Below are 17,383 nucleotides of genomic sequence, written 5' to 3'. Positions count from 1 at the left end.
GCGCGGAAGAGGTCCATGATTGAGGCGATCACAGCCTTTTGCGCTGGTGCAATTGCGAACATTGCGAGTTCCATCACAATTGGGAGTACCGCGTCGGCGATCGTGGGAAATCGTGCAGATGCGCTTTTTATGCGCGTGCTCATGTCGTTGTCGGGGGCCTTCGACAGGACCAGATCGCGGGATCATGATACCGGCCTAGTTCCCTCGATTCTCGCTGCTTATCGCGCTAGCCTTGAATATCACTTGGAAACGCTTGCGGGTCAGTGTGAGACTTACTCTGATCGAACGATCGTAGACGCGCTGCACGCACATTTGGGGGCGAGCTTCCCATCTAAAGAAGAAGCGCTTCCAGAAGATCTAATTTCCGCACTCTCAAACGTTTTGACCTCGGACGCCTATGCCGAAAGCAACTGGAACGCGGTCGTGATGGATCAGACTGTACGCTCTGTCGCGAAATGGTGCGAAGCAGCAGTAGGCGTCGACTTGCCGGTTCATTTTATGGTGCTTTTGACGCGACCGGCTCCCAACGGCCGAAAATCTTGGTTTGACGCGTTCCGACAAGAATTAGCGCGCGTCGTTTCAACCGATGACGCGTTTGCGCGATTGTTTGTTTCTGCCAAATTGAGTGAGATCCTCGGCCGCGAGCTAACGGCCGAGAATATTGCAAACACAATTTCCCGTAGCGTCGATCAAATCGTAAAAGCGACCAGTTCTATCGAACGTAAAGTCGATCACCTAGTGGAAGGGCAAGCTCGAGACAGCGCTAACATTGCCATTCTCGCTCAACTTTTGGTCAATCACTATGGGTACTCACGCGAGAGCAGCGAGCGCTTGTTAGGGTCGCATAGCTTTCAAACTGCATCAGCACCGTCAGCCATCGTTTATGTGAAAGCCTTTGGAAACAATAACGTCAGGCTCTTTGGTCGGCGCAAAGTTGCTCTTCTCATCGCTGAGATTGGTCGGCGCCTTGAGAAGGCGAGCTCTGATATGTTCGTGCGGCATGTTGACGGAGACGATTTCATCATCACGCTGCCCCCAGCGTTGAATCGCGATAAGATTGTCATACGAGCTGACGAAATCATGCGAGCAGTTTCCGGCCTTTATTTGGTCGATAATGAGCGCGTCTTGCTGGAGCCATTGGTGTCGGTCGCTCGAGCACCCAGGGACGGGCTCGATTTCTCCGAGCTGGAGCGCAGCGCACAGTTTGCGCTGGAGAATGCGACTCCGAGCGTCCCGTGCTTCTTTGAGCCGGAAATGCGCCTTCGTCAAATTGACCGAACAGAGTTGGAAGCCGATCTCAGCGTTGCCTTGGCAGAAGACAGTCTTCACCTCGTCTACCAACCCAGCATCAGTTGCGCGACGGGTGAGCTCACAGGATACGAAGCTCTTCTCCGATGGCAGCATCCAACGCGCGGCATGATATCGCCTGCGGTGTTCGTCCCGATGGCCGAGGACGCAGGCCTGATATCCATGCTGGATGATTGGGCGCTACGCCGGGCGTGTTTCGATGCCGCCAGCTGGCCCTCAGACCTTCGTATAGCCGTCAATGTGTCCCCCCGCCACTTTGCAACCGACAGTTTCCCAGCGGTTGTGGAACGCGTATTGGCTGAGAGCGGACTATCGCCCAGACGCCTCGAGTTGGAAGTTACGGAAGGCAGTGTTCTTTTCTACACGGCCGACGAGGTCAGCGCTAAGTTTGCAAAACTCAAAAGTTTAGGGTTGCGACTTGTCCTTGATGACTTCGGGACAGGCTTTAGCTCCTTCAGCTATCTGAGGCGCATCTCCTTCGACAAATTCAAAATCGATAAGAGCTTTGTCGATGGCGGCTTGGACACGCGCGATGACCGGAGCGCGATCATCAAGTCGATTGTCAGTCTGGCTAAAGCCCTTTCAGTTGAAGCGGTCGCAGAGGGCGTCGAGACAAAAGAACAATTCGAGTTCGTCCGAGCGCTTGGATGTGATGAGGTGCAAGGCTTTTTCATTGGCAGGCCTGTCCCGTCATCACAGATCGCCAGTGCATTGGAGGAAGAGCGGAGGACCGAGATGGGTGTGGCCGTCACCCCGTTTGATATCGATGCCGACAGAGTCACGATAATTTACCGCGGCGAAAGCGCCCGCGCGCGGATTTCGTCTTATTCCGCCACGGGAGGAATTATTGAGAACACGCCCGCAATGCCTGAGGGTGCGAAGTTCTCAATATGTTTGAACAATAGCATCATCCTCGAAGCTGAGGTGCTCTGGTCATTGCGGGACCGCTTGGGTGTTAGATTTTTAGACGGTTAGGTTGCTGCATTGGAAGGACAGATAGCTGAGATTGCGGCAAACCGGTTTGGCTGCCACGTTGTCTGCCTATTCGTCATCCGCCGCCATTTGGCTCAAGCCTGCTCTTTCGGAGAGACTTCGGGAATAGTTCGGGACTCTCAGGTCCACCTGGGGTCGGAAGTTGCCTTTCCGTTCCGCATCTGTGCTCTTGACCGAACGACAAAAAACCTCGAAGGCGCCTGAATTCCCGCGAGGGGGCGATTAGCTCAGTTGGTAGAGCGTCTCGTTTACACCGGAGCTTTCGGCGGCGGCGACATCGATCCCTTAGGTCGTAGACTCATAAACACGCAGCCACAGCCGCATTGAGGCGAGTTGGACCATGGCGAGGAAGTTTTCGGCTATCTTGTCATAGCGGGTGGCCACCCTACGGAAGTGCTTCAACTTGGAGAAGAAGCGCTCGATCAGGTTTCGTTCGCGGTAGAGCCATGTGCTGAAGTAGGGCTTTGACCGTCGGTTGGACTTGGGCGGAATGTTGGCGAACGCCCCTTTCTCGCGGAGAGACGCCCGGATGCGGTCGGCATCGTAGGCCTTGTCCGCCAGAACGATTGTTCCGGCACCAACATGCTCGAGCAGATCGTCAGCAGCTTGCCCGTCATGACTTTGCCCGGCGGTCAGGCTCAACCGGATCGGGAGGCCTTGCCCATCGACGACCGCGTGAATTTTCGTCGTGAGGCCGCCTCGGGAACGACCGAGACAATGATCTCGATCCCCCTTTTTGCCGTCGCAGCTTGTTGATGGGCGCGAACGGAAGTGCTGTCGATCATCTGGAGGTCGCCGTCGTGGGCAGCGGTGATGGCATCCATCATCCGATCCCAAACGCCAGCTTTTCGCCATCGCACGAAGCGGTTGTAGCAGGTGGTGCGCGGACCGTAGCGCTCCGGCAGGTCGCGCCATGGCGCGCCAGATCGCAGCACCCAGAATATGCCGTTGAGCACACGTCGGTCATCGACACGTGGGACGCCTCGCGGCTTATTGGGCAGCAGCGGTTCGATCACGCGCCACTCAAAGTCGGTCAGATCATATCGGCTCATGCCGACGCTGAATCAGAGTTCCGATTACGGGTAAAGTCCGCAGTTTGGTCCATGCACGCCCAAAGATCAGCTTGCAGACACAGCTTTGCATTGCATGTCCGTCCGACTGTGCCCGGAGCCGCGCGGCGGTCGATGCTTCACCTTCCACCCGTCAGATTCTTCCTGACGAACGAACTGCGCAGTGCAATTGAGTCGGTCAGGGGCTGCTTCGTTGAAGGCCATCCGCACGCCGCCGTCACGCAACAGTGTAAAGGAGCAACGATGTCCCTCGCGGTTGCTGCCACAGGACATATCCAGAATGTGGAGGTCAGGCGTCTTGGTGTCTTCCTGACCCGCATTGTACCAAAGCGATGCCAGCCAGTTACCGTTGCCAATCATGGCGTTGAGTTGCAGATCGTTCCAAATCGCAGCGCGAAGCTGACCGGCTAACGGTTCCTCGGGCGGAGAGAGACTCGCTGCGGCCATGATGGTCAGCATGAACAACATGCGGCCAACGATACCACGCCAGACGGCCCTTTCCACCCCATCTGCAACGAAGCCAATTTATGGGTTCACGACCTAGTATGGTACTCGATATGGTATCACGCCGGAGGATCGACGAGAATTTACAAAAAAACTATCGAAATTTCATGGTTTTGTGTGTTCTCGTTTAGTTGCCTCCCGCTCCGCCATTCATCGTTGAGGCTGATATATGCCTCCCGGAAGATCACCCGTCGATTCAGGGTTCTGTGCGCGCGACAATCAGACGTTCGCAGGAAACTCCACCAGTTTCCGACCCGGCGACCCGCCGCCCTGCGCGCTCAGGCTCAATGCGCCACCAGCGCGCATAATTCCGGCACGCTGCTGATCCCCAATCGCTGGTAGGCGCGCTTTCGATAGGTCATGACGCTCGTTTTCGCGATACCCAGATCCAGCGCCGTTGCCTCGACCGACATGCCGGCGGTCGCCCGGGCGCAGACTTGCCGCTCGCGCCGGGTCAGATTTGGGAACAAGTGCCGCAGTCGGCTTTCGATGTGCTGGGCGGAGGAGAAGCAGGAAAGGGCGCGCCGGCGGTTGAGGGGCAGCATCGGCAGCGCCAGCCGAGCCAGGCCGACCAAAGCGTCCAGCTCGCCGTCCGTAAACAGGCCGGTGGAGCGATGGCGCGCGACATTGATGACGCGCCAGGCCTGTGGTCCGCGCTGGATGATCGAGACGCGCTCAACGATGCCGGCTTGATCGAAGAAGCGCCTGCGGAACTCATCGGAGCTGATGTCCGGCGGCCGGATGCGCTGGATGGCGAGGTCGCTCACGCACGGCGCTGCGCTATAGGCGTCGCATACCGGGTCGATATTGTGATAATGCTGGCTGTAGGCTGGCAGCATTGCTTCCACGCGTGGTTCGCCGAAGAAATATTGCAGTTCGCTGGTTTCTCTGCCCGTCGCCTCGAACAGGTAAATTCTGCGCGCGCCACCGGTGACGGTCATGACCGAATCATGGACGGCGGTGCCGAACTGGTCGGTCCCGGCGGTTTCCAGCAAGCGTTCATAGATGGCACCCATGGAGACGGGGGCGCGCCATTCCTCGATCTTGCGGATGTAGGACATTCAGCTCTCCTGCCGCCTCTGGGATTATAGCCCCTCAGTCGCGACTCTACGCCTCTTGAACACTTTCATGGCCGTCAACGCAATCGCTGCCGCGATAGCCGGCACCGCAAAGGAGGCCAGAATGGTGGTCTCCGCAATGCCCGCCTCAAGCTGCGCGCCAATCAGCACCGGCGCCGCGACCGTCCCGATGCGGCCGACGCTTTTGGCCCATCCGATGCCAGTCGATCGTAGGTGCGGTTGGTAGAAGCTGGCGAGGATGACATTCACGCCGCCATACGCGCCGAGGGCAAAGAAGCCGCATGCCGCGAGCACGAGTTGAAGGACCAAGGCCGAGGACGCGCCCACAATCTGGCCGGCCACGAAGAAGAGCGCTGCTGCGATGAGCAGGGACGAGACGAGAACGCGATAGGCGCCGTAGCGGTCGATCAAAAGCCCCATGCAGAGCGCCGCAGCGATGCCGCCGAAGGAAAAGATGGACAGCGCCAAGGCTGCGAAGGCCGGCGCATAGCCGAGCCGGACGAGCAGAACCGGCAGCCAGGAGCTGAGGCAGTAGCTGATGGTCAGCATGGCAATGAAGACGAGCCACAGCATCGCCGTGCCCAGCCGATAGTCCGGCGCCAGAAGGCTCAAGGGGCTGGCGCTGGGCTGGGGCGCATCGCTTTGCGGTGCCACCTCCTCGGCGTCCCGCAGAACCATGATGGTGATGACGGATGTCGCGAGGCAGAGCAGTCCCACCGCGCCCATCGCCACGCGCCAGCCGCCTAGTCCGGTAAAGGCGATGGCGACGATGCCCGCGATGGTGGCGCCGAGGCCGTAGCCGGTGAACAGGAAGGCGATCGCCAGGCCACGGCGTTCGAGGGGGGCGGCTGCCGTGACGATTGCCAGGCAACTCGGCAGACAGCCACCCAACAGGACGCCGGTTATCAGCCGCATCCAGAACAACTGCTCGCCACTGTTCGCCAGACCCGTCAAGGCCTGAGCGGCGCCAAAGCCGGCGAGGGTCAGCCCCACCGTCCACCGGTCGCCAAACCTCGCGGCCAGCGGGGGAAACGCAATCAGGCCGATGCACTGGCCGATCAGATTGGCCGAGAAGATCGGGCCGAGATCGGCATCGCCAAGGCCCAGCATCGGCGCGAATTCGGGGGCGAGCGGACCCATGATCGTATGGACCAGCCCATCCAGAAAATAGACCATCGCGCAGATCGACACGATCAGCAGCGTCGGGGCTTTTGCGCCGGGCTGTTGGAGCGATGCGGGTGAAATCAGAATGTGCCCGACAGTCGCACGCCGTAGGTCCGTGGCGGACGAAGCGACGTCGCGACCACACCAATGGTCGAATAGGCCGGGTTTGGCGCCACATTGTTGACGACGACGTCATCCTCGATGTTGTTGACGAATGCGCTGATGCTCAGGCCCTTGCCCTCGAACGCATAGGTCAGCACCGCGTCCGTGCGGGTCGATCCGCCAACGCGCGTTTCCGGCGTGTAGGCCAGATCCAGCTCGCGCGGCCCTTCATAGCGGCTGAAGATGTTCGCGATGATGCGGTCGCCCGATCCGAGCGTGAAGCTTTGTTCCAGCGAAGCGGCGACCACCCACTCCGGCGACTTGAGCGCGCGAAGCCCGCTGCAATCGACCGTGGTGCCGGCGGTGCGGCATTGTGAGGTCGGGCCGGGGGTCGAAACCGAATTATAGACGAGCTTTTTCACCCGGGCATCCAGCCATTGGGCCTGCAGCCCGATCCGGGTGGTCGGGGTGACCAGCAGTTCTGCTTCAGCCTCCACGCCCTTGGTGCGAACCTGGCCGATATTCTCCGTCACCAGAACTACGGCCGGGGGAATGAGCTTCACATAGCCGAGCTGCTGATCCTTATAATCCAGCAGGAACGCCTCCACGTTGAGTTGCAGGCGGTTGTCGAGGAAGCGGTTCTTCGTGCCGATGGTATAGGCGGTCACCTTTTCCGGCTCGAAGCTGTTGGCGCCCGGCGGGCCGAGGAAGAAACCGCCCGCTTTGAAACCGGTGCCGACATTGGCATAGATCAGCGAGCGCGGCCCCGCATCAAACTCAAGGCCGGCACGCCATGTGACCGCTTCAAAGGTCAGCGATCGATCGACCACAAATGCCGGCGCGCCGACCGGAACGAGCGGAATGACCGGGTCTGGCCCGGGGGCATTGCGGATGGTGTACCGCTCGCTGTCGCTGGTCTTGCGCTCCCAGGTGTAGCGCAGGCCCCCGGTCACGCGGAATGTGGGCACGATCGCAAAGGTCAATTGGCCGAAACCGGCGGCGGTCTTGCCCGATGTGTCGATGATCTGATCGCTATAGGTGAGGGCGGCCGCGCTTTCCGTATTGGAGCGGGCGGTGACATGCGTGTCGAGATAGTAGGCCCCGATCAGCCAGCCAAAGCGATTGCCCGATGGCGAGGCCAGCCGCGCTTCCATGGAGATTTGCTCGGGCTGCTGCTGCTCGATGATCTGGAAGCCGGTCTGGGCGCTGTTGTAGCTCAGTCTGGATGTCCGATAAGCGGGGATCAGCGTCAGCGTGCCGGCATCGGTCTCGACATTCACATTGGCGAGCAGCCCATAATAGTCGCTGTCGATGAACGAATTGTCGGTCTGCCGCGCGAGTGGCGCGAATGCCGCATCCTGCTGGGATAGGCTGGTGCGTGGGTCGCCGAAATAGCAGATGTCCGGTCCGCAGCGCTTGCGCACGGTCGAGCCGCCGCCGCGGCCGCCCTGATGGGTATAGTCTCCGACGATGTCGATGGTGACGGCGCTGCTCGGCTGGAGCCGATAGGAGAGTCGGACGGCCTGACCGCGCTCATCGTCGAGCCCGTCCGAGAAGAAGCCATCGCGTTGCAGGATCTGGAATGCGGCGCGGAAGGCGCTGTTCTCGCCGACCGGAAGGTTGACAGCGCCGGACGCGGCAACCCGCGCATAATTGCCGACTTCAAAATTGAGTTGCGCGCCACGCTCACCGATGCGGGCGTGCTGCGGCAGGATGTTGATGGCGCCGCCCGTCGCGTTGCGGCCATATAATGTGCCCTGCGGGCCTTTCAGCACCTCGACGCGCTCAAGATCATAGAACAGGCCCTGCACTGCCGTGGGGCTGGCAAGATATACGCCTGAGAAATTGACGGCGATGGCCGGGTCGGAAAAGGCATTGCCGCCAAAGTTGCTGACGCCCCGGACCGTCAGGACGGTATAGGGCCCGGTTCCTGCCGTTACCTGCAGCGCAGGAGCCACCTGGGTCAGCGCCGCTGCCGTGGTCACGCCTCGCGTCGTCAGATTTTCGCCGGAAAGGACGGTGACAGAGACGGCCGCGCGCTGCAGATTCTCTTCCCGCCGCTGCGCCGTGACGACGATATCCTCAAGCCCTGCTGCGCCATCCTGTGGGGCAGAAGCCGTGACGACTTGCGCATGCGCAAGGGCGGGCATGATGCTCAGGGCTGTGCCCGATAACAGCGCGATTAGCCGGCTCGACATACAATCTCCCTTTGTTTCTATTTATTCTTGCGACGTAGCGGCTCCGCGGGCGGAAATATGTCCTTCATCCGAAGGACAGGCGGCCTCATGATTTGAGGCCGAACCTTGCCCGGGCTTCCTCGACAGTCGCGGGCTTTGCGCCATAGAGCGCCGCGATCTGCGCGGCGGCGCGCACCATGTCGGTATTGTCCCGCGCGATCGAGCCGTCCGGCATGTACAGGCTGTCTTCCAGGCCGACGCGCACGAGATCGCACCCCATGGCGATGCCCAAGGTGACGAAGCGGAACATGTCCTGCCCGGTGGCGGTGACGCCGACGATGGCCTTGGGGAAAAGCCGCAGGCCCTCATCGATCGAGAAGATCACATTGCGGGCGATGGCCGGCGTTGCCCCGAAGCCACCGCCATGGAGCAGCCACATATTGTCCCGATCACGATCGAAAATGCCCTCATTGGCATAGCGCAACAGGCGATGGAGGGCGCTGGCTTCCACCACTTCATATTCAAGTGCCGAGCCGCGTTCATAGACCGCCTTGATCGTGCTCTTGAGCAGTTCGGGCGAATTCACATAGGGCGTTTCGCCCGGATAATTGCCGCCCGGATTGTAGAAATCCGCCGAGCCCGCGGCGATGCCGAACAAGTCCTGCGACGGCTCAATGGCGAGGATGCCGAGCCGCTCCTTGTCCGACGGCCAGTGCAATTGCCCGGTCAGTTTGTCCCGGCGAACGCCAATGCCGTTGGTGGTCTGCACAAGGATCGGCGAGCGGGCGCGAATTTCGCGGATTGCCTCGGCATAGATCGCTGGATCACCGCTGTTCATGCCATCGGGGCCGCGTGCGTGGAAATGGACCATCGCCGCGCCCGCCTCATAGCAACGCGCGGCCGCTTCGCCGATCTCGACCGGCTGCTTGGGCACCACCGCTCCATCGCGGTCCTGCTGCATTCCGCCGTTGATCGCGACTGTAATTATGACCTTGTTGTCAGCCAGCATTCCGCTCTTCTCCAGATGATGTCTGGAGCAATATGGAAGCGCCGCCGCGCCGTCTGTCCTTCGGATGAAGGACAGCATCGGGGCAATGAGCCAGGTCCAAGCAGCACGTTTCGCAGCAAGCTGGTGACCAGTTCGCTACCGCAGTGTCCCGCCCTGATCTCCCCGCGCTCGCGATTTCCGGTTGGCTTTGGCGCGTTTCATTGCATAACGCGCATCATGTCGCGAGAACCGGAATTATCCGCTGGCAAGGCGCCCGAGCGCACGCCTTTTGGCAGGCTGATCAACAGTCTTCTGGCGACCGCGCAGATGTCCAGCGCGCGGCAGATCGATGCCGAGCTGGATCTGGCCAATCTCGATCGGCGGCTGCTGTCGTTGATCGGCCGGCGGGGCAAGGTGACCTTCACGCAAATTGCGCGCCTCTCGGGCATTCAGCGTGCGCAGATCAGTCGGTCGCTGGCGCATTTGACCGCCAAGGGCCTCGTCCACCGCCCCGACGTGCGCTCGAAGGCGGAGTTCACCGAAAAGGGCCGGGCGGTCTACGAGGAGATCCTCGCGGTCGCCATCGCCCGTAACGTCGAGGTCTGCGGCGGGCTCGATGCGCCGACGCGGGACTTTTTCATCCGTGCGACCCGCTTCATGATCGACGAGGCAGCGGCGATGCTCGACGCGGAAATCCAGCTGTCCGGCGGCACGCAGGAGCCGGGGGCCGAGCGCAAGTCGGAACGGCGCCCCAATGAGCGGAACGAGCCGGGCATCGCCGATGCGCGCGTGCATGTGATGGTTCTGCCGCCGTTGACGACGCTGGCCTCCTACCTCAACCGCACCGCCACCCTGCTGGCCAAGCGGGTCGGAGCGATTTCGTCTTTCGAAGCGGATATGCTGGTGCTGATCGGCAAGAACGAGCCGATGACCCAGCTCAGCCTGACGCGCACGACGGGGGCCAGCAAGAGCCAGATCGTGCGCGCGTTGACGCGCATCGAGAGCATCGGGCTGGTCAACCGCACGAAAGTGCCTGGCCGCCGCGATATCCTGCTCGATCTTTCGGCGGAGGGGCGCGGTTTGTGGCGCCTGCTGACCACGGCGGAGGCCGATCGCGATGCGCGGTTGCTGGGCGTTCTGGAGCCGGGAGAAGAGGCCCGCTATCGCGCCGTCCTCACCTTGCTGATGGAAAATGCCCGCGCGATGGCGCGCGGCTGATCAATCGATCAACCGGTCCCCGGCGATCGTTCGGCGGTATTCAAATCAACAACGGCATTTAGGCAGGAACGCGTCGCGCAGATGTGCGTGACGTGCTGATTCTGGCTGGAATGCCGCTGATTTCCGGGGAACTGTTATGGCTGTTCAGGACCTCGTTAAGCTATCTGCCTGAACGGATGCTTCATTTCGTTATCAAAATCAACAAAACTCTTGTGCATCGATAATTGGCCTGCAATACCCCTCCCTGCTTCGGTCACCGACAAGGTGCGGGGCCGGAAGCCAGAGGTTTCCATCTAGGGGAGGTTACATGCAGATCGTTCGACGGGCGCCCTTGCGGCGCAATGGATTGCTATTGGCTGGCGCCGCGTTGATAGGGGCGGGCGGCGTCTCTCCGGTTTCCGCGCAAGACGTTGATAATGACGATGAGGACAAGACCTCCGTCATCCATGACATCGTCGTCACCGCCGAGCGGCGCGCGATGAACCTGCAGGATACCCCGCTCTCGATCGTCGCCGTGAACGAAGAAATGGTGGAAGCCCGCGGCATTGAGGATCTGGAGGATCTGGCCAACCAGACACCCAATCTCAGCATCGCCCCGCAGCGCGGCGGCAGCACATCCACCCCCTCCTTCACGATCCGCGGCATCGGCGGCGGCGGTGGCGCACTCGGCGAGCGCGGCGTGGGCCTGTATATCGACGGCATCTACATGCCGCGCACCGCCGGCTCGGTTCTCAAAGTGATCGATATCGACCGGATCGAGGTGCTGCGCGGCCCGCAGGGCACGCTGTTCGGCCGCAACTCCACGGGCGGTGCGGTGCGTTACTTCACCAAGCAGCCGCGCCTCGGCGAGACGGAAGGCTATGCGCAGGTGACGGCCGGCAATTATGACCGGGCGGATATCGTCGGCGCGATCAATATTCCCATCGGCGATACGCTGGCCGTGCGCGCGCAGGGCGCCTATCTGCATCAGGGCGGATGGGTGCAGCGCGGTACCGAGAAGAACGGCGCGTCCACGGACTATGTCGGGCGCGTGCAGGCGTTGTACGAACCCAATGACCGCTTCAGTGCCACGCTGGGTTTTCTCTACACCGATTCCCGCGCCAACGGGTCGCCGATCGTCACCGAGGAGCTCGATCTGCGACCGGGCATCGAGCCCGCCCCGGGCTTTGTCGGCATTCAGGGCAATTATGGCGACTGGCTCAACGATGCCTTCAAGTCCGTCGGTCAGGCGCCGATTGCGCCTTATAACGATCCGCGCGTGGTGACCGGCGACAAATATCGCCAGCACGACATCTGCCTGCTCGATGATTTCAATCCCGACTTCGGCGAAGAGTGCGTGCAGCGGAACACGTCGGTCTATTGGCAGGCCGATCTGCGAATGTCCTACGAGCTGTCCGATGATGTGACCCTGTCCTCGACCTCGGGCTTGTCGAAGCTCGATTTCAACGGGGTGATCGATTATCAGCAGTTGGGCACGGAAAATCGCAAGCTCGATACCGGGTCGAGGGTTTTCTATCAGGAACTGCAGCTCAACGCGGCGCCGTTCGGTGGCGCGCTCGATGTCGTCGGTGGCCTCAATTATTTCTACGAAAAGTCGGATGAGCAGGGCCTAACCATTACCCGCAAGGGCACCAGCGTCTATCCGAACAGCCCTAACGGCAATGCCGATGGCGGCCTGGTCCGCCGGCAGGACGCCGACACGACGCAGGTGGCCAACTCTTTCGGTGCCTTCGTCAGCGCGACCTGGCACGTGACCGACCGGCTCAATTTTACGGGCGGCCTGCGCTATGCGTATGACCGCAAGCGGATCGAATCGATCGAATATGCCTCGTCGGACTTCACACCGGCGCCCGGCACAACATCGACCTTCGTCGACAGTTCGCGACATTGGCAGCAGGTCGATTATCGCGCGACCATCGACTACAAGATTACGCCGGATATCCTCGCTTATGCGACGATTTCCAAGGCGTACAAGGCCGGCCTCTATAGCTTCTCGATCGCCGACAACATTCCCGGCCCGGCGCAGAGCGGCGACGGCGTGCCGACCGTGCCGCCCGAGACCGTCCGTAACTATGAAGTCGGCCTGCGTATGGCGCTCTTCAACCGGGCGTTCATCGTCAATCCGACCGTCTTCTACATGCAATGGGGCAACCGGCAGTCAGCGCGTCGCGTGACCTGCACGACGGGGCCGTCCTGCCCGCTGGGGTTCAACCTTCAGGTTGTCGACGCCGGCGACATCGACGTTTACGGACTTGAACTGGATAGCCGCCTGCGCCTCTCGCGGAACTTCTCGCTCGATGCCAGCGGCTCGCTGACCGGCGTCAAGCTCGATCCGGTTCGTAATGGCGGACCCTTCCTCTTCCCGGATATCCCGCGCAAGCAATTGAGCCTCGGCGGAACGCTCAACGTGCCGGCCGAATTCGGCGAGTTCACGGTCAACATGAACTGGAGCTACACCGACGACCAGGCCACGCTGAACCTCGACAACCCAGATTCGAAGTACCAGCTTCCGGCCTATAGCCTCGTCAACGCCCGCATTCGCTTTATGCCGAAGAATGTGCCGGTGGTGATCTCGGTCTTCGCGAACAATCTGTTCGATAAGACCTACGCGACGGGTGCCACCCGCTTCGGCGGCGCCTATTTCGACAGCTTCACGCCCACCGGCGTGGGCGCGCCGCCGCGCAACATGCTCTCGGTGGTGCGCGGAAAGCCACGCATGATCGGCGCGTCGATCCGTTACGACTTCTGACGGGGGCGGGTGCCCCGGCACCCGCTAACAACATTGCGGCGGGCGGATCGGGTAATCGATCCGCCCGTTTTTTATGAGAGCTGGGCTTGGAACGGCTGGGCGGCGGGGGCGTGGATCGGCAGGGTCCGTCATCGGCCAGCGGGATCGTTGTGAGATTTTGAAGACAAGCCCGGCGGGTCTCGTCTGGCCGCTTGCGGTTAAAGGCCGAGCACCTTGGCGATCTTGGCGCGGATGTCCTCCGGTGCATTCAGCTTGCCGACCGTGCCTTCCGGCAAGGCGCCGGCCTCGATCCACCAGCCGATGACCGCGACTTCATCCGGGGTGAGCGGCGTGCGGCCGTTCTTGGGCATTAATTCCTTGTGGTCGGCGGGCAGGGTGATGCGGCGATACAGGTCGCTGCGCTGCTTTTCGCCGGGATCGATCACCGCGCCGCTCTCGCCGCCTTCCATCAGGCTCTTGTAGGTCGCCATGGAGAGGGCGCCGCGGCGCTTGTCATCACTGTGGCAGGAGGCGCAGCGCGTCTGCAGGGTGGGGTGGACCACATCGAGGAAGATGTCCGCATCGGCAACATTGGTCACCGGAGGCCGGCCACCGGGGCCAGAGCGTAGCGGGCCGGGCGCGAATTCGGTGAGGTAGGTCGGGCCGTGCGTCAGATTGCCGCCGAAATGGCCGGTGGCCACGAGCAACCCGCCGGTGATCAGGCAGGCGAGTGGCCAGCCTCGGTCGTAGATTTTCGGGAATTCGCGCTGCCAGGCCCAGACCAGCAGCGCGCTGGCTGCCAGCAGCACGCCGCTCCAGCGGTGCCAGTTGACCGCCTCGCCGGTGAAGCCGGGCTCGCTCGCGTGCATATAGCCCAATGTCACCGTGAGAAAGGCACAGAGCGCGCCGATCAGCCATGTCGCCGATACGGCAGGACGCAGGGTGGCGAAGCGCGGCCAGCGCGTCGCGATCTCCAGCCCGATCGCCAGCATCAGAATGCCGATCGGCAGGTGCAGCACGAGAACGTGGAAGCGACCGAGGAAGAAGATGAAGTCCTGCACGAAAATCCCCCGAATGATGCGGTCCGCTGTGTCCGGACGATGTCAGTTGATGCCGCAGGATTGCCCGGTGCGCGCGCAGACCTGCTCGATCAGCTTCATGGATTCCGGCTTCGGCTCTGCGGCGGTCGTCGCCAGGAACACGCCCTTCGCCCAGGTGTAGGGCGTGCGGCCCTCGGCATCCCGAATGTCGAAGCGCGCGCCCTTGCTCGCCAGATAGGCCAGGATCTTGTTCGATCCGCGATTGGCAGCGCCATGAACGGCGGCCAGCCCCATGGCATTCGTCGCGTTCAGATCCTGCCCGAACCGCTCGTGGCAAAGGCGCACGGCTTCGAGCAGCTTGTCCTCGCCCTCGTCGAAGGTCTGGAAGAACACCCAGTTGATGCCCGCGGCGGCCATGAGCGGCGTGGTGCCGTTGTTCGTCGTGATATTGGGGTCGGCGCCCTTGCTGGCGAGCAGCTTCATGGCGTCCACATCGCCGGAGAGGGCGGCGCGCAGAAACGCCGTCTGCCCGGTGAAATCGACCCAGGACAGAGAGCCAGCCGTCAGCAGCCAGAAGCGGGTCGGCGGATAGCGCGTCACCCGCGCATTGGGGTTGGCGCCCTTGTTGAGCAGCGCGCCGATGAACTTGAGCGCACGGGAACGATCCACGCCCTTCTGTTTGGCGGTGTCGGTATCCAGCTCCATGTTGCGCACGTCGACAGCGGCCCAGAGCGGCGTGCGGCCGTACCAATCGGCGGCGTTGGGATTGGCGCCCTTGTCCAGCAGATATTGGGCAACCGGCACATTGTCATTGAGCACCGCCACGAGCAGCGGGCGCGCATCATTGGCCTCGGGCTGCTCGATCTTCGCGCCGGCCTCGACCAGCGCCTTGGCCATCTCGACCGTGCCCTCGCGCGCGGCGAGGTGGAGCGGGGTGATCTTGCCGGGCCACTCGGCGCGCGAACCCTCGGGCGGCACGCCGCCGCGCACGATGCCATCGCCATGCGAGCCGCCGCCTTCGCCGGGCGCGCGGAACTCGGGCTTCCTGCCCAGCTTCGTGGCCGCATTGACGTTGGCGCCGGCCTCGATGAGCGCCTGCACTGCCTCCACGCTGCCGCCGCGCACCGCGAGCATCAGCGGGGTCTGGCCATAGGCCTTGTCGGTGAAATTGGGGTTCGCGCCGGCCGCCAGCAGCGCCTTGACGTTGGCGCCGTCCCCTTCGCCTGCGGCAATCATGAGCGCGGTCTGGCCGGTGTGGGAGAGGGTATCCACAGGCGCGCCGGCCTTGAGCAGGCGGCGCAGCACTGCCGACGCGCCAAATTCGGCGGCCACATGCAAGGGCGTCAGGCCATATTCGTTCGCGAGCCCCGCATTGGCGCCAAGATCAAGCAGGCGGTCGACATCGTCCGCGAGGTTGCGCCGCGCCAGCCAATGCAGCGCAGGCGTGCCGTCGGGCGAGCGGGCATCGAGATTAGCGCCGCTATCGACCAGCTCGTACATGCGCTTTAGCTGATTGTCGCGCGCCGCCGAGGCCATCTGCACGCCCAGCTCCTGCGCCTTGGCCGGCGGCAGCACCGGGCGCTGCGGACGCAGCAGCAGGAAGGCGACAAGGGCGAGCGCCAGGAGCGCCAGGCCTGCCAGCGCGATGCGTTTGCTTGTGGCCGGCATCAGATGTCGATCGTGCCGTCGCTGTCGCCGAAGCTTTCCACCGGTGCGCCCGCCTTTTGCAGGATGGAGAGCAGCAGGTTGGAGAGCGGACGATCCTTGCCGACGCCGCCGCTGATGTGGCGCTTGCCAGCGATCTTGCCCGAGCCGCCACCCGCGACGACGATCGGCAGAGGGCCGTGATTATGAACGTTGGAATCGCTCATCCCGCTGCCCCACATCAGAATGCTGTTGTCGAGCAGCGAGCCATTGCCATCGGGCGTGCTGGCCATTTTCTCGAGCAGATAGCCGAACATGGAGACGTGATAGGCATTGAGCTGCGCCAGCCTGTCCTTATTGGCCGGCACGTTGCTGTGGTGCGAGAGCGGATGGAAGCTCTCCATCACGCCGCTGCCCGGGTAGATGCGGTTGCTGTTCTCGACGGCCAGCATCAATGTGGAAATGCGGGTCAGTTCCGTCTGCCACGCCAGCACCTGCAGATCGAACATCATCTTGATGTGCGTTTCGAAATCCTCGGGAATGCCGATGGGCTTTTCCGGCACCACGATGTCGTGGCTGGTCTGTGCCTGGGTCAGTTCCAGCCGCCGTTCGACCTCGCGCACGTCGGTGAGATACTGGTCGAGCCGCCGCCGGTCCTCGGCCGGCAGATCGGCTGAGAGCTTGCGCGTCTGGTCGGTCACCGTGTCCAGCATGCTGCGCGATTCACTCCAGATCGCGGCGCGTTCCTCCGGCGTGCCACCGGCGCCGAACAGGCGCTCGAACAGCAGTTGCGGGTTGCGCTGGATCGGCAGCGGTGTGTTGGCGTCCTGCCAGCTGATCGTGTCGCGATAGGCGCAGCTCCAGCCTTCGCCGCAGATCGCCGAGGGCTCCTCGATGCCGAGTTCGAGCGAGGGCAGGGGCGTATCCTGGCCCAGATGCTTGGCGGCGACCTGATCCGCCGTCATGCCGAGCTTGTTCACATTCTTGGTCATCGCCGTGCCGGAGAGGTAGACGGCGGAGGAGCTGCTGTGATTGGCCGCAGCCGAGGCATCCTGCGTGTAAGCGAGCGGCAGCGTCAGATCGCTGATGACGTTGATCTTGTCGTGAAAGGCCGCAAGCGGGCGCAGCGTGGGCGACAGCTCGAAGCCGGCCCCCAACGTTGCCGGCCGGAACCTGTCCATCACCGCGCCATGGGGCACATAGAAGAAGCCCAGCCGCGTCCGCGCCGGTGGCAGCCCTGATGATGCGGCGGGTATCATCGATTCCAGGAAGGGGAGCGCAAGACAGGCGCCGGCCCCGCGAAGCACGGTTCGGCGCGAAAGCGATTTGCGGGTAAGGTAGGTCATCGACGTCTCCAGACCTCAGAGC

11 protein-coding genes and 1 pseudogene are annotated in these 17,383 nt (G+C 62.3%); 3 read left to right on the top strand and 9 right to left on the bottom strand.

Annotation, left to right across the window (positions count from 1 at the left end; all coding sequences use genetic code 11):
• The first annotated feature begins 15 nt into the window (after positions 1–15).
• The gene (locus M2342_RS15885) at positions 16–2,283 is read left to right on the top strand and encodes a putative bifunctional diguanylate cyclase/phosphodiesterase (RefSeq protein WP_264579789.1); all 2,268 of its coding nucleotides are present in this window, start codon (positions 16–18) and stop codon (positions 2,281–2,283) included.
• Positions 2,284–2,586: 303 nt separating this feature from the next.
• Here the strand turns inward: M2342_RS15885 and M2342_RS15880 are convergent.
• The 6 genes and pseudogenes from M2342_RS15880 to M2342_RS15855 form a co-directional block, all read right to left on the bottom strand.
• Positions 2,587–3,353, bottom strand: a pseudogene (locus M2342_RS15880) (IS5 family transposase).
• Positions 3,354–3,419: 66 nt separating this feature from the next.
• The gene (locus M2342_RS15875) at positions 3,420–3,830 is read right to left on the bottom strand and encodes a hypothetical protein (RefSeq protein ID WP_264579788.1); all 411 of its coding nucleotides are present in this window, start codon (positions 3,828–3,830) and stop codon (positions 3,420–3,422) included.
• Positions 3,831–4,159: 329 nt separating this feature from the next.
• On the bottom strand, positions 4,160–4,936 hold the full coding sequence (locus M2342_RS15870; RefSeq protein WP_264579787.1) for a helix-turn-helix transcriptional regulator: 777 nt from the start codon (positions 4,934–4,936) through the stop codon (positions 4,160–4,162).
• 24 nt (positions 4,937–4,960) lie between these two features.
• The gene (locus tag M2342_RS15865) at positions 4,961–6,145 is read right to left on the bottom strand and encodes an MFS transporter (protein ID WP_264579786.1); all 1,185 of its coding nucleotides are present in this window, start codon (positions 6,143–6,145) and stop codon (positions 4,961–4,963) included.
• A 53-nt stretch (positions 6,146–6,198) separates the two neighbouring features.
• The gene (locus tag M2342_RS15860; protein WP_264579785.1) at positions 6,199–8,418 is read right to left on the bottom strand and encodes a TonB-dependent receptor; all 2,220 of its coding nucleotides are present in this window, start codon (positions 8,416–8,418) and stop codon (positions 6,199–6,201) included.
• An 85-nt stretch (positions 8,419–8,503) separates the two neighbouring features.
• The gene (locus M2342_RS15855) at positions 8,504–9,406 is read right to left on the bottom strand and encodes a 3-keto-5-aminohexanoate cleavage protein (protein ID WP_181560660.1); all 903 of its coding nucleotides are present in this window, start codon (positions 9,404–9,406) and stop codon (positions 8,504–8,506) included.
• 216 nt (positions 9,407–9,622) lie between these two features.
• On the opposite strand from M2342_RS15855, the gene M2342_RS15850 reads away from it, so the two are divergent.
• Positions 9,623–10,603, top strand: a complete 981-nt coding sequence (locus tag M2342_RS15850) for a MarR family winged helix-turn-helix transcriptional regulator (RefSeq protein ID WP_264579784.1) — start codon at positions 9,623–9,625, stop codon at positions 10,601–10,603.
• A gap of 307 nt (positions 10,604–10,910) precedes the next feature.
• On the top strand, positions 10,911–13,352 hold the full coding sequence (locus M2342_RS15845) for a TonB-dependent receptor (protein WP_264579783.1): 2,442 nt from the start codon (positions 10,911–10,913) through the stop codon (positions 13,350–13,352).
• Between the two features lie 197 nt (positions 13,353–13,549).
• On the opposite strand, the gene M2342_RS15840 is transcribed toward M2342_RS15845, so the two are convergent.
• From M2342_RS15840 to M2342_RS15830, 3 genes are read right to left on the bottom strand one after another with little or no spacing between them, the layout of a single operon-like run.
• A complete protein-coding gene (locus M2342_RS15840) occupies positions 13,550–14,392 on the bottom strand; it encodes a c-type cytochrome domain-containing protein (RefSeq protein WP_264579782.1) in 843 nt (280 codons plus the stop codon).
• Between the two features lie 42 nt (positions 14,393–14,434).
• Positions 14,435–16,039 carry an ankyrin repeat domain-containing protein gene (locus M2342_RS15835; protein ID WP_264579781.1) on the bottom strand — a complete coding sequence of 535 codons (1,605 nt, stop codon included), beginning with the start codon at positions 16,037–16,039 and terminating at the stop codon, positions 14,435–14,437.
• Positions 16,039–17,361 (bottom strand): DUF1552 domain-containing protein, encoded by a 1,323-nt coding sequence (locus M2342_RS15830; RefSeq protein WP_264579780.1) that lies wholly within the window; start codon positions 17,359–17,361, stop codon positions 16,039–16,041. The genes M2342_RS15835 and M2342_RS15830 overlap by 1 nt, the downstream gene beginning before the upstream one ends.
• Positions 17,362–17,383: the final 22 nt, after the last annotated feature.

Source organism: Sphingobium sp. B8D3A (assembly GCF_025961995.1).
Taxonomy (GTDB): domain Bacteria; phylum Pseudomonadota; class Alphaproteobacteria; order Sphingomonadales; family Sphingomonadaceae; genus Sphingobium.
This window is presented reverse-complemented; position numbering and strand designations above follow the sequence as displayed.

Bases quoted from the DNA above. Each gene is read 5' to 3' on its own strand.
- M2342_RS15885 (WP_264579789.1), top strand. From the start codon at position 16: ATGATTGAGGCGATCACAGCCTTTTGCGCTGGTGCAATTGCGAACATT.
- M2342_RS15875 (WP_264579788.1), bottom strand. From the start codon at position 3,830: ATGCTGACCATCATGGCCGCAGCGAGTCTCTCTCCGCCCGAGGAACCG.
- M2342_RS15870 (WP_264579787.1), bottom strand. From the start codon at position 4,936: ATGTCCTACATCCGCAAGATCGAGGAATGGCGCGCCCCCGTCTCCATG.
- M2342_RS15860 (WP_264579785.1), bottom strand. From the start codon at position 8,418: ATGTCGAGCCGGCTAATCGCGCTGTTATCGGGCACAGCCCTGAGCATC.
- M2342_RS15855 (WP_181560660.1), bottom strand. From the start codon at position 9,406: ATGCTGGCTGACAACAAGGTCATAATTACAGTCGCGATCAACGGCGGA.
- M2342_RS15850 (WP_264579784.1), top strand. From the start codon at position 9,623: ATGTCGCGAGAACCGGAATTATCCGCTGGCAAGGCGCCCGAGCGCACG.
- M2342_RS15845 (WP_264579783.1), top strand. From the start codon at position 10,911: ATGCAGATCGTTCGACGGGCGCCCTTGCGGCGCAATGGATTGCTATTG.
- M2342_RS15835 (WP_264579781.1), bottom strand. From the start codon at position 16,039: ATGCCGGCCACAAGCAAACGCATCGCGCTGGCAGGCCTGGCGCTCCTG.
- M2342_RS15830 (WP_264579780.1), bottom strand. From the start codon at position 17,361: ATGACCTACCTTACCCGCAAATCGCTTTCGCGCCGAACCGTGCTTCGC.